Consider the following 12,227-nt stretch of genomic DNA (forward strand, 5'->3'; position numbering starts at 1 on the left):
TTGGAGCGGGTGATGAGAATCGAACTCACGACATCAGCTTGGAAGGCTGAGGTTTTACCATTAAACTACACCCGCATTATTTTCAAAAAATATGGCGCGCCCGGCAGGAGTCGAACCCACAACCTTCTGATCCGTAGTCAGACGCTCTATCCAATTGAGCTACGGGCGCATATGAATTAATTAACTTTGTAATTGACTTTGGTGCGGCCGAGAGGACTTGAACCTCCATGGGGTTGCCCCCACTAGGCCCTCAACCTAGCGCGTCTGCCGTTCCGCCACGACCGCATTCAATTAGTAACTTTCTTATTGTACTATACATCAATAGAAAGTCAACCTTTTTCTTAAAAGAGATGAGCCATGAAGGACTCGAACCTTCGACCCTCTGATTAAAAGTCAGATGCTCTACCAACTGAGCTAATGGCTCAAATTAAGAAATGAATGGCTGGGGTACTAGGATTCGAACCTAGGCATGACGGAATCAAAATCCGTTGCCTTACCGCTTGGCTATACCCCAATAAGTGGCGGTCCCGACCGGGATCGAACCGGCGATCTCCTGCGTGACAGGCAGGCATGTTAACCGCTACACCACGGGACCAATATTATTTGCAAAGTAAATTATGAAAATGACCCCTACGGGATTCGAACCCGTGTTACCGCCGTGAAAGGGCGGTGTCTTAACCACTTGACCAAGGGGCCATGGCTCCGAAGGCAGGACTCGAACCTGCGACAACCTGATTAACAGTCAGGTGCTACTACCAACTGAGCTACTTCGGAATAATGTGTGTTATGTTGTCGTCGTTATCTTGTCGACTTTTACTATTATAGGGATAACTAAACAATACGTCAATCTTTTTTTAATATTTTTTTACTCTATTAATTTAAGCCTGCCCAAACACTTGCTACAACAGTACTTTTCAACATTCATTTTAATCTTTCTTACATATAACTGCTGGCAATTAGTACACGTATAGGTGTATCGTCGTTGTTTTTTTATAGATGATTTAGAAGTATGTAACGCTGAACAGAAACGAGGTGCCTTTACTTTATTTAATAGTTCCCTGAATTCTTTATCCCGATGCTGATACCCCTTGCCTTCAATATGTAAATGGTAATGACATAGTTCATGAAGTACAATGCCTTGAATTTCCTTAATACCATATAATTCAAAGGCTTTTGGATTGATCTCAATATTATGCGTTTGTAAAAGGTATCTCCCGCCCGTTGAACGTAATCTTCCATTAAAATAAGCTTGGTGTATAAATGGCTTTTGAAAACTTTCCAAAGAAATTCGACATACAAGCTGTTGCAGTTCCTCATTGTCCAACTTGATCACCCCCAACAACAAGAATACCACACTGTGTAGTATGCACAGTGTGGTAAAAATTTATTACTCAATCTATTAATTGATTTTTAGGAGGCAGCATTGTTAAAGATATCCGCCCTTTACTAACATCAATCTGTTCTACCCAAACGGTTACAATATCTCCTAACGCCACAACTTCTAATGGATGTTTAATGCGTTTATTTTGAAGTTTTGAAATGTGGACAAGTCCATCTTGCTTCACACCAATATCAACAAAAGCTCCAAAATCTACTACATTTCGCACAGTTCCCTGTAGCTCCATACCAACTTTTAAATCTTCCATTTTCAATACATCTGTTTTCAGCAATGGCTGTGGGAACGCATCACGTGGATCACGACTTGGCTTCATCAAAGTAGCTACAATATCTTGAATCGTGACAACACCAATCTCTAATACTCCACTTAATTGCTGGATATCCAAAGCAGCAATAGCTTCTTCCGCCTTTTTCGTTCCAAGTTCTTTTTTATCGATCTTTGCCTCTGCTAAAATCTGTTCGGCAAGATGATAGCTTTCAGGGTGGATGCCTGTAGCATCAAATGGATTTTTCGCCTCTGAGATACGTAAGAAACCAATGGCTTGTTCATAAGTTTTCGCACCCAATCTTGGAATTTTCTTTAATTGCACACGTGTAGTGAATTGACCATTCTCTTCTCGAACCTTCACGATATTCTCCGCAACTGTTTTAGATAAACCAGAAACGTATTGTAAAAGTGATGAAGAGGCCGTGTTTACATCAACTCCCACTTGGTTAACTGCTGTTTCTACTATAAATGATAATGATTCATTTAATTTCTTTTGAGAAACATCATGCTGATACTGCCCCACCCCAACTGCTTTTGGTTCAATCTTCACTAGCTCTGATAAAGGATCTTGTAAGCGTCGGGCAATAGACACGGCACTTCGTTGCTCAACCTGTAAATCAGGGAATTCAGCCCGAGCAATATCCGATGCTGAGTACACAGATGCTCCCGCTTCATTAACAATAACGTAGGCTACGTCCGTAGTTAGCTCGTTTAATACATCAACAATGAATTGTTCTGTTTCACGGGAGGCTGTCCCATTACCAATAGCAATTATACTTATTGGGTATTTTGCTAAGATTGCTTTTACAACAGCTTTCGATTTTGCCACATCTGGTTTCGGTGGATGTGGATAGATAGCGGTAACCTCTAGCATTTTCCCTGTTTCATCGACAACTGCTAATTTACAACCGGTACGATAAGCTGGGTCAACGCCCAAGACATATTTGCCTTTCATAGGTGGTTGTAATAGTAGATTACGTAAGTTTGCAGAGAAAATATGAATAGCCTGTGTTTCTGCCTTTTCAGTAAGCTCATTACGAATTTCTCTTTCTATAGAAGGTTGAATTAAACGCTTGTACGAATCTTCGATAGCTAGCTTCACTTCAGCAATAGCAGGAGATGTTCCCGTTGCTGGTATCCATTCTTTCCACATGATCATCAATACGCGATCCACCGGAACATGAATCGAAACTTTTAAAACATCTTCTTTTTCTCCACGATTTATCGCTAAAATACGATGCGGAACAATTCGATTAACAGGCTCCTCATACTCGTAGTACATTTCAAATACATTTTTCTCATCTATTTCTGCATTTTTCACACTCGTTACGAGTATGCCATCTTTCAATGAATACGTACGAATTTTCTCACGAATAGTAGCATCATCAGCAAAGCGTTCTGCTAAAATATCTCTCGCTCCTGCTAGCGCGTCTTCAGTATTAGCTACTTGATCATTATCGACGAATTTAATAGCTAGTTGCTCTAGTGGATCATGACTAAAAGCTACTAAAAGATCTGCTAGTGGTTCTAAGCCCTTTTCTTTTGCAATAGTAGCCTTAGTACGACGCTTTTGCTTGTAAGGTCTATATAAATCCTCTACACGCTGTAGTACTGTTGCTGAAAGAATAGATTTTTCTAATTCTGGTGTAAGCTTATCTTGCTCTTGGATTAATCGAATAACCTCTTCTTTCCGTTGTTCGAGCTGCTGTATGTAATGATAACGATCCTCTACAGCTTTAATTTGCACCTCATCCAGAGATCCCGTTACTTCTTTTCGATAACGCGCAATAAACGGAACTGTATTTCCTTCTTCTAATAATTTAATAACAGCATCAACTTGCCCTGGTTTAACCGTTACATCTTTTGCAATGAGCTGTAACATTTGCTTTTGTTCCACACCATCACTACCTTTTTCTTTTCATTTTACCATTACACTTTACTAAAAATGCAAAAAAATAGTCTACTCAAACGAATATGAGTAGACTATTTTCAAACATTTAAAAGGTGTTTAGTATGATTCACAGCACACCCATTGATGGATTAGAGCGACACACTGCCACTTGCTAGAATAGCCTCTTGTAATTTCTTGATTGCTTTTCTTTGTATTCTAGATACATGCATTTGAGAAATCCCTAATTGTTCTCCAGCTTCTTTTTGACTTAGTTGCTCTAAATATGTAAGCTGAATGATTTGTTTTTCTCTTTCATTCAAAACAACCATTGCCTCGGAAACAATCATTCGTTTATCAGTCATTTCATAGCCATCGTCTTCCCTACCCAAAATATCGAATAGTGTTACAGTGCTACCATCTGAATCTGACTCTATTGAATGATCCATAGAAAGAGCTTGATAACTACGGCTCATTTCCATAGCCTCTAATACTTCTTCCTCCGCTACCTCTAAACGCTCGGCAATTTCTTGAATGGATGGAGAACGCTGCAATTCAATAGTCAGCGCCTCCACCGTTGATTTGATTCTCGGCCCAATTTCCTTTATGCGTCTAGGCACATGAACATCCCATGTTTTATCACGTAAAAAGCGCTTGATTTCCCCAACAATTGTTGGTACAGCAAATGCTTCAAAACTACGGCCAACATTTGGATCAAAACGTCTAATTGCACCTAATAAACCCAGCATCCCTACTTGAACAATATCATCATAATAAGATTTACCATTCGAATACTTACGTGCTATTGACTCAACTAGATATCGATAATGAATCACTAAATTCGTTTGTGCTTCATCGTCCTCTGTTGATTGGTACAATTCAATCCACTTTAATACATCTTCCTTGGATGAAGATTTATGTAGTGATTCTTTCGACATTTTTTTCCACCTGCTCCCTAGTGACATACTTTGTCATAAAGACAGTTACGCCACCATCGTTATTGATCATCACCTCATCCATCAAAGTTTCCATTAAATAAAGCCCTAACCCACCTTCTCTTAGCCCTGCAATATTTTCCTCAGGATGGTACGGTCCAATCTTAGTCTTAATCTCCTCAAAATTAAAACTATTACCGTAGTCTGCAATCATCAATTCCATTTTATTGTCGTATAACGCACAGCCGATGACGATTTCGCCTTCTTCATCTTCTTTATATGCGTGATGCACGACATTAGTGACAGCCTCACTTGCAGCAATTTTCAAATCTTCGATATCATCATAATTAAAGCCAATCCTGCTTGCTAAGCCCGAGACAGTTAACCGAATAACACTGACAAATTGCGGTTTAGCAGGAACTCTAATTTCAATATAGTCAAATTCCTTCATTATCTTAATTCCACCTTTTTATCAGTTTCGATATCCATCAAATCACTCAGTCCTGTAATTTCAAACAATCTTTGTAATCTAGTCGATAAACCAACGAGCTTCACTTTGCCATTCTCACGTAATGTTCTTTTATAAAAGGCAACAAAAATTCCGAGTCCAGTACTATCCATGTAATTTACCTTTGATAAATCGAGTTCAATTTCCAATCCTTCTGTAATCTTTACAGCTTCCAATTCTTCACGTAATCCTGATGCCGTAAACGTATCAATTTCACCTTCAACAAAGCCGAATAATTTATGATTAATTTCTTTAAAATGTATTGTAACGTCCATATAGCACACCTCCACCATATTTGTTAGACTATTTTCTGTTCCCTGTTTCATTAAACCGTAAACCTATTTTTTTAAAATAACTACAGTAAAATCATCTGTCAGTTTAAAATCCTGTATTTTTTCTATCTCTCTATATAGAAGCAAACACAATTGTTGAGCTGATAAGTACTTATTTTCTTTTATGAGTGCTGAAATTATTTCTCTTGAATTTAAGTCTTCCTGCCCTCTAAATTCTGTTACTCCATCGGTCATCATGATGATCAAATCATCTTCCTCTAAAACAATTTCATGAAATGTATATTTGGTTTCAGACAACACACCCAGTAATAAGCCTTTAGCTTCTAAAGGAATAAATTCATCTTGCTTGGCTCTATAATGCAAAGCCGGCTCATGTCCTGCAGAAGCATAGGAAAATATGTTTTGGCGAATATCTAAGCAGCCATAGAACATAGAAACAAACATACTATCATCAACACCTTTTTCTATTACCCTATTAATGACTTCTAAAACATACGAAGGATCTTTATAGGCATAACCCAATGTCTCAAGTCCGTATTTCACCATAGACATACATAAGGCAGCAGGTACTCCCTTTCCTACAACATCTGTTACTGCCACACTTAAATATTCTTCTCCATCATGAAAAAAATGAACATAATCACCATTCATTTTACGAATAGGAATCGAAATCATTCCTATATCTATACTTTGTAGCTCAGGCACATATGATTTCAATAAGGTCTTTTGAATGTTAGTTGCAATCCTCATTTCCAATTCATACTCAGCCTGTTTTTGTAGTAAGCTTTGATGCTCTCGATGTGCCATACCATAATGCACCATCACTTCAATAAGAAAATCATATGCTGGCTGCGATTCACCCATTCGATTAGGAAATATTGCTTCTACAGCATTTTTATGAATACTAACAACATCCTCAGGGGCTATACTTTTTTGAATTAATTGACGTGTGAAATTTTGAGCAATATATAAATTTTTTTCTGTTTGATTCAACATATAATCTGACAATATTTTTTTATACTGAGCTTCTAATTGTTTCAATTTCTTCACGTCCTAACGCAGCCATTTTTCAGTCCTTATTGTTGTACCCTCTCCAATGACAGATTGGATGTGTAAGCTGTCCATCAATCGCTTAACCCCTGGAAGGCCCGCACCTAGCCCCCCCGATGTAGAATAACCATCCTCTGTTACTTTGCGAATATCCTTAATTCCAGGTCCTTGATCAGTTGCAACAACTACTATTTTCTTTTCAGTTTCTGTCTCAATTCTTTCAATTTCAATTATACCTATACTGGCATATAAATAAATATTTCTTGCTAATTCACTAATAGCTGTGGTTATACGAGCTTGATCAGCAGTGCCAAATCCAATTGCCTTTGCCTCATTACGCCCCAGTTGTCTTGCTGCAATAATATCCCATTCTGTAATAATTTCAACCGAAGACTTACTTGTCACTGCTGTCCCTCCATTTCCTTACGGAGTAATACCCTTTTATTTTTATTCGACATATTACACACAAACTATATAGTATTTATAAATGGAATATTCTATGTATATTTTCATATACCTTTAAGAATTTTTTCAATAATCTATTTTTATTGAAAATCTTGTGTATATCTTAAATCTTTTTTTATTATTTATCAAATACGTCATAGCATAATAACGAAGAGATTTTTTGCTACCATCAAACATTTCAACATTCTTCCTATGTTCGAATGACATAAGATTTTCAAAGTATATGAAATAACTGAAGGAATTGAATAGACAAAAAAGCACCGAGATTCAATTATCTCGATGCTTTCTATACACATATGTATATCAAAATTTAACTAGACCTAAACTGATCATCAACGCACCATCAACTTTTTCCATCACAGCATGATCAAGTTGTGTAATACGATCTGTCAATCTTGACTTATCAATTGTCCGCACTTGTTCTAGCAAAATAACCGAATCACGTTCAAAACCATACTTTTCAGCATTGATTTCAACGTGTGTCGGTAACTTTGCCTTTTGAATCTGTGCAGTGATAGCCGCGATGATGACAGTCGGACTAAATCGATTGCCAATATCATTTTGAATAATCAGCACCGGCCTAGTGCCCCCTTGTTCAGAGCCTACTACCGGTGATAAATCCGCAAAAAAAACGTCACCACGTTTTACATTCAAAGTGTCATCCCCCGCTTACGAGACGCTCCACCATATGTTGTGCTTCATATTCTGCATGCAAGCATTCACTCGCGATCATTAAATTAATATGAGACATTTCAACATATCCTTTAATCATAGCTTCCCGTATTTGATTTGGTTGCTCCTGCATTAAATTTTTGCGCGCTAAAGAACGCACAAAAGATTCACCTTCAATTACTTCCTTTGTTTGTAGAAATAGTCTGTCTTGAACAGCAATTGTAGCTTCTCTTAACTTTTTATCGTACACAGCAAGCACCTCCAACGGAACCATACACTTTTCATTACTTCCCATTCTATCATTGAAAGATATTGTTGAAAAGACATGAAATGACAAAATATCTGACAATTTGAAGTACAAATTGTAAAAATATGTTGGCTGTCGAAGGTATATGACGAATAATTATTATTGCAACTTATTACCAATTATGATTCATCTATCATTCGGAAAAGAAATAAGATCTCCAGTGCTTATTAATTGACCAAATTCTTCATACTGGCATAAATTGAAAGCTAAAATATATTGACATAAGTGTGTGTGTTCATTAAAAGTATATTCTAGGAACTCTTGCTGTGATCATGCATGGTATTTCATAGTTAATGGTTTCAAGCTTAGTTGCCCATTCATCGATAGAAATCCTATTCTGTCCTTGTTGGCCAATAAGTGTTACCTTCTCACCTATAGCATATGCTTTTGGTAGGGCAACCATACATTGGTCCATACAAATTCGTCCAACAATGGGCATTCTCTGTCCATCAATTAAAACTTCTTGCCCACCTAACTTACGAATAACACCATCTGCGTAACCTATCGGAAGAGTTCCAATCCACATATCTGTTGGCGCAACATATGTAGCTCCATAGCCTACAGATTCACCTTTTTTTATTTCCTTCACATGAACAAGTTCACTTTCGAGTGAAAATGCAGGTTGTAAGGCAAAGGGTAGAATACTCTCTACATAGGAGGACGGTGATAAGCCATACATTGAAATCCCATATCTAACAGCATCATACTGCAAATTAGAATCCTTTACTAATGAAGCTGCTGTATTAGATGCATGAACAAGTGGCGGCTTTATCGGCAATACTGCTAAACAGCTTTCAAAAAATTGTACTTGCTGATCAAAATAAGTTGTATCTTTCTCATCCGCTGTTGCAAAGTGCGTAAATATTCCGTTCAACTCTACATTATCAGTAGACTCAATTGTTTGATACAATGCTAACAAATCCTGCTCAGAGCGAATGCCGATTCTACCCATACCACTATCAACTTTCATATGTAGCTGTAAAGGAAGCGCTTCATTGGCTATAAGTGGTGCCGCTTGCTGTACCCACTCACTTCCATACACAGTGAGCATAATGCGCTGTTGAGCTGCGAAAGGGGCAAAGGAAATTGGAGATGCACCTAATATTAGTATGTCTGGATCTTCAAAATGTGCTCGAATATGTAATGCTTCATCAGGCGTTGCCACTGCAAGTATTGTGGCACCAGCCTCAAGAGCTGCCTGTGCTACGGCTACATCTCCATGACCATATGCATTCGCCTTTACTACAGCAATTATTTGAACATTAGGTCGTATAAATTTTTTAAAATTTTTGACGTTTTGTTGGATTGCTTGTAAATTTATCATTGCTTTCGTTGGTCGAAAATATTGCTGTGTCTTCATAAGAATACCCTCTTTATTTTTAATTAAAACATTATGTATTACATACATATTATTTATTTAGCTTGTACAATTATACGTTTATTAGTCCTGAAACGTTTACTTTATAGACAATCACTTAACATTTTCTAAACCACAAATTTTTATATTGTCAATAAGCTACAGCTTTCCTTAACTAGAAAGCTGTAGCTAGAAAAGTTACTTCATACTACCTATCGTCATAGATGTAGCAACTTCAATCATTTCTTCACGCGTTAGTTTACTGGAAGCTACAAAGAATTCAACACCATCTTTTTCCCAACTAACTGAAGTATCTGTAATCGCACCTATTGTAAATCCTAAATCAACTGGATCACCAGGCGAAGATACTGGTAACATAGAGTTTTCCTTTGTCACTGGCTGTTGCATAACTGTAAAGGCCTTTTCTCCTTCAAACGTTAGGATAACGCGTTCCACACCACTTTCTTGAACGACTTTTTCATTCGCCAATTGTGCCCAATTTAATACTGGGTAGCTAGTTTGGAACTCTTGATATTCTACTTCTGCACCAACTGCTTCTTTATCTTCTTTGTCTTCGTTACCATCTTTCTCTGCTGGTGTAGCTTGTTCACCTTTAGTGTTATCTTTATCTGTAAATTGCTCAACTGCATACTCTTTGGCAGCATGCTGCACACCTAATTTAATTTTCTTAAATGTAATTCGAATTTGTTCTTCTTTCACATCGTTCATAATGACAACAGAAGTTGGTAGTAAAGTTTTCTTATCTACTGTAATCACCTGATGAGGCATACTATTTTTATAACTATTTCTAGTAGCTGCTTCAAATATATATGCTTTCTCTTCCTCTTTCATGACAAGATTTTTATCTTCTGCTAAATCTTCTGCAAGAGCACCTATTAGATAAGCTTGACTATTCTTCTTAGGCCAATCACTTTGGAATTTATACATTTTGTTTAATGTTGGTGTTACAACAAATACGCCATCCGCATTACGCACAATCATTTGAGAAACATCTTTTCCACTTTCCATAACTTCTACTCGATAGAAATCAGGTTTAGTATGCCATACTGTTACATTATAATTTCTAGGCTCCCCACCAGATTTAATCTCCATCGTAGCATTTAATTCATAGCCATTTGTCTCTCCCCATTTACCATTCACTTTCTTCAACACTTTTTCCTGTGAGGCTGTACCACATGCCGACAGAAGTAATATCGTACAAAATAAGACGAGCCATTTAACTATTCGGTTGCCCACGCTTTCACCCTTTCTTCTTTCAAATCCACTACGACAATATATGAACCGTATTTGTCAGTTATGTCATTTGTAGAAAAGGCAATATATTTAAATTTACTGGCTAACCTTTTTAGACAACTTCATTCCTATTCTAATAAGATTACTTGAGCAGCTGCATATTGCTTGGAATGGGTAATACTAACAAAACCATTGGCAAGCTCGCCCTTAAAATATATAACAGGTTTTCCAGCCTCTCCTCGTAATATCTCCATATCATGAAGTTTACATTGTTCGCCAATGCCAGTACCCATCGCTTTTGAAAATGCTTCTTTCGCAGCAAAGCGTCCTGCTAAAAATTCTATTTTACGAGTTTCTGAGTAGCCATCAAATATTTTTTTTTCCCTTGTTGATAAAATGCGGTCTTTAAATTTATCTGTACGCTTCATCGCTTTTTCAATACGGTCTATTTCTACAATATCAAGACCAATTCCCTTAATCATGTGACCTTCTCCTTTACCTATTTCCAACAAGGCATGTATAATAATTGTAAATTGAGGTGGAGCCATGTTTAGTAGAACAGAAAATTTTAAGCAATATACAAAGTATTACCCTGTTGTGTCAACGTTAATAGCAATCAATTTAATTCTTTATGTATTGTCTCTTTTACCCGGTGTAGGAACTCTTTTGTGGAATTACGGAATTCAAGCGAATTTCCTCGTTCAAAAAGGTGAGTGGTGGCGTGTATTCTCTGCTATGTTTTTACATGCAGGGTTTATGCATGTGTTTTTTAATATGTTTTCCTTATATCTCTTTGGACCAGAGCTTGAAAAAATTGCAGGTAAAGCCCGTTTTATTACAATTTATTTAGTATCGGGTATTGTAGGCAACATGGCAACCTACATATTCTATGATAGTAGTTATGCGAGTCTTGGTGCAAGTGGAGCTATTTTTGGAATTTTTGGTGCTTTTGGGGCATTAGTGTACTATACTCGTAGAACAATGCCAATGCTTCGTAAGCTTATTTTACCAATCATCATTATCAGTGTCATTATGACTTTTCTTCAACCGAATGTAAACGTTTTTGCACATTTAGGGGGACTAGTAACTGGATTCATTCTAGGGCTTATTTATTTACATCCAAAAAGAATTTTAAGCTGGCGCAAACAAAAAATGGCGGGTAGACCATAATTTAAGAGAGGAGCAGCACCATGGGCTATAAGTTAAATCCCATGGCACTGCTCCTCTTTATATGAATCGCCTTTTACAGGGCAACCGTGGCTTCATTGGTCATCTTAATTTTTTTCCATTCAGCTGCCGTTATACCATAAACCACTTGGTCTACATGATGATCATACAGCCACTCCGCATCCCTTAATCGCCCTTCTTCATGAAAGCCCAACATTTTTGGAATCGTACGGCTGCGAATATTTCCAACTGCTACCCTCACTTCAATACGGTGTAGCTTCAAATAATGAAAGGCGTAATCCATTAATGCTTTCATTGAATTTGTTACAAGCCCTTTGCCTACAAACTCATTCCCTAACCAATAGCCAATACTTGTCCACTTATGTTGCCAGTTGATTTGATGATACCCTATGACACCCGCGAGTTGTCCATTATAGTAGATTCCTGCCTGTATCCCGTTGTTATCAGCGTATTGTTGCATAGCCTTTTTTACAAATGCCTCGGTATCGTTAACCGTTTGAACACCATCTACAAAAGGTAACCATTCACGTAATGTATCCCTTGAACGATCAGTCAATGCAAATAAATCATGAACATCACTTAAATCCAATAATTTCAAATAAGCGTCTTCATTAATATCATATTTAAACATAGTCCCCACCCCT

The 12,227-nt window shown here is 37.4% G+C and carries 14 protein-coding genes and 8 tRNA genes; 1 reads left to right on the forward strand and 21 read right to left on the reverse strand.

What is annotated here, in order from left to right; translation table 11 throughout:
* Position 1 precedes the first annotated feature (1 nt).
* From AC07YC_RS12980 to acpS, 20 genes are all read right to left on the reverse strand, one after another.
* A tRNA-Gly gene (locus AC07YC_RS12980) sits at positions 2-75 on the reverse strand.
* A 17-nt stretch (positions 76-92) separates the two neighbouring features.
* A tRNA-Arg gene (locus tag AC07YC_RS12985) sits at positions 93-169 on the reverse strand.
* A 30-nt stretch (positions 170-199) separates the two neighbouring features.
* Positions 200-285, reverse strand: a tRNA-Leu gene (locus tag AC07YC_RS12990).
* Positions 286-351: 66 nt separating this feature from the next.
* Positions 352-424, reverse strand: a tRNA-Lys gene (locus AC07YC_RS12995).
* 15 nt (positions 425-439) lie between these two features.
* A tRNA-Gln gene (locus AC07YC_RS13000) sits at positions 440-514 on the reverse strand.
* 5 nt (positions 515-519) lie between these two features.
* A tRNA-Asp gene (locus tag AC07YC_RS13005) sits at positions 520-595 on the reverse strand.
* Positions 596-624: 29 nt separating this feature from the next.
* Positions 625-696 (reverse strand) — tRNA-Glu (locus tag AC07YC_RS13010).
* Between the two features lies 1 nt (position 697).
* Positions 698-774: transfer RNA gene (locus AC07YC_RS13015), tRNA-Asn, on the reverse strand.
* Positions 775-865: 91 nt separating this feature from the next.
* Positions 866-1,324: a SprT family protein gene (locus AC07YC_RS13020; RefSeq protein ID WP_336635515.1), complete on the reverse strand. Its 459-nt coding sequence runs from the start codon at positions 1,322-1,324 to the stop codon at positions 866-868.
* Positions 1,325-1,391: 67 nt separating this feature from the next.
* The gene (locus tag AC07YC_RS13025; protein ID WP_494919588.1) at positions 1,392-3,563 is read right to left on the reverse strand and encodes a Tex family protein; all 2,172 of its coding nucleotides are present in this window, start codon (positions 3,561-3,563) and stop codon (positions 1,392-1,394) included.
* A gap of 143 nt (positions 3,564-3,706) precedes the next feature.
* Positions 3,707-4,492, reverse strand: a complete 786-nt coding sequence (sigB, locus tag AC07YC_RS13030; protein ID WP_025114282.1) for an RNA polymerase sigma factor SigB — start codon at positions 4,490-4,492, stop codon at positions 3,707-3,709.
* The gene (gene rsbW, locus AC07YC_RS13035; RefSeq protein WP_008177047.1) at positions 4,470-4,940 is read right to left on the reverse strand and encodes an anti-sigma B factor RsbW; all 471 of its coding nucleotides are present in this window, start codon (positions 4,938-4,940) and stop codon (positions 4,470-4,472) included. Before rsbW ends, sigB begins: the two co-directional genes overlap by 23 nt.
* Positions 4,940-5,272: an STAS domain-containing protein gene (locus AC07YC_RS13040; RefSeq protein ID WP_494919591.1), complete on the reverse strand. Its 333-nt coding sequence runs from the start codon at positions 5,270-5,272 to the stop codon at positions 4,940-4,942. The genes rsbW and AC07YC_RS13040 overlap by 1 nt, the downstream gene beginning before the upstream one ends.
* A gap of 63 nt (positions 5,273-5,335) precedes the next feature.
* A complete protein-coding gene (locus AC07YC_RS13045; RefSeq protein ID WP_494919713.1) occupies positions 5,336-6,286 on the reverse strand; it encodes a SpoIIE family protein phosphatase in 951 nt (316 codons plus the stop codon).
* 57 nt (positions 6,287-6,343) lie between these two features.
* A complete protein-coding gene (locus AC07YC_RS13050; protein WP_336635519.1) occupies positions 6,344-6,745 on the reverse strand; it encodes an anti-sigma regulatory factor in 402 nt (133 codons plus the stop codon).
* A 363-nt stretch (positions 6,746-7,108) separates the two neighbouring features.
* A complete protein-coding gene (locus AC07YC_RS13055; RefSeq protein ID WP_008177055.1) occupies positions 7,109-7,459 on the reverse strand; it encodes a type II toxin-antitoxin system PemK/MazF family toxin in 351 nt (116 codons plus the stop codon).
* A gap of 4 nt (positions 7,460-7,463) precedes the next feature.
* Positions 7,464-7,727, reverse strand: a complete 264-nt coding sequence (locus tag AC07YC_RS13060; RefSeq protein WP_036162355.1) for a hypothetical protein — start codon at positions 7,725-7,727, stop codon at positions 7,464-7,466.
* Positions 7,728-8,022: 295 nt separating this feature from the next.
* Positions 8,023-9,144, reverse strand: a complete 1,122-nt coding sequence (gene alr, locus AC07YC_RS13065) for an alanine racemase (RefSeq protein WP_494919592.1) — start codon at positions 9,142-9,144, stop codon at positions 8,023-8,025.
* 195 nt (positions 9,145-9,339) lie between these two features.
* A complete protein-coding gene (locus AC07YC_RS13070; RefSeq protein WP_494919593.1) occupies positions 9,340-10,398 on the reverse strand; it encodes a LolA family protein in 1,059 nt (352 codons plus the stop codon).
* Positions 10,399-10,523: 125 nt separating this feature from the next.
* Entirely contained in the window at positions 10,524-10,877 is a 354-nt protein-coding gene (gene acpS / locus AC07YC_RS13075; protein WP_336635522.1) for a holo-ACP synthase, read from the reverse strand.
* 64 nt (positions 10,878-10,941) lie between these two features.
* Here acpS and AC07YC_RS13080 point away from each other — a divergent pair, with 64 nt between their 5' ends.
* Positions 10,942-11,565 (forward strand): rhomboid family intramembrane serine protease, encoded by a 624-nt coding sequence (locus AC07YC_RS13080; protein WP_036121030.1) that lies wholly within the window; start codon positions 10,942-10,944, stop codon positions 11,563-11,565.
* 73 nt (positions 11,566-11,638) lie between these two features.
* On the opposite strand, the gene AC07YC_RS13085 is transcribed toward AC07YC_RS13080, so the two are convergent.
* Positions 11,639-12,214, reverse strand: a complete 576-nt coding sequence (locus tag AC07YC_RS13085) for a GNAT family N-acetyltransferase (RefSeq protein ID WP_494919595.1) — start codon at positions 12,212-12,214, stop codon at positions 11,639-11,641.
* Positions 12,215-12,227 lie beyond the last annotated feature (13 nt).

The sequence above is a fragment of the Lysinibacillus sp. GW247-5R2A genome (assembly GCF_059424475.1).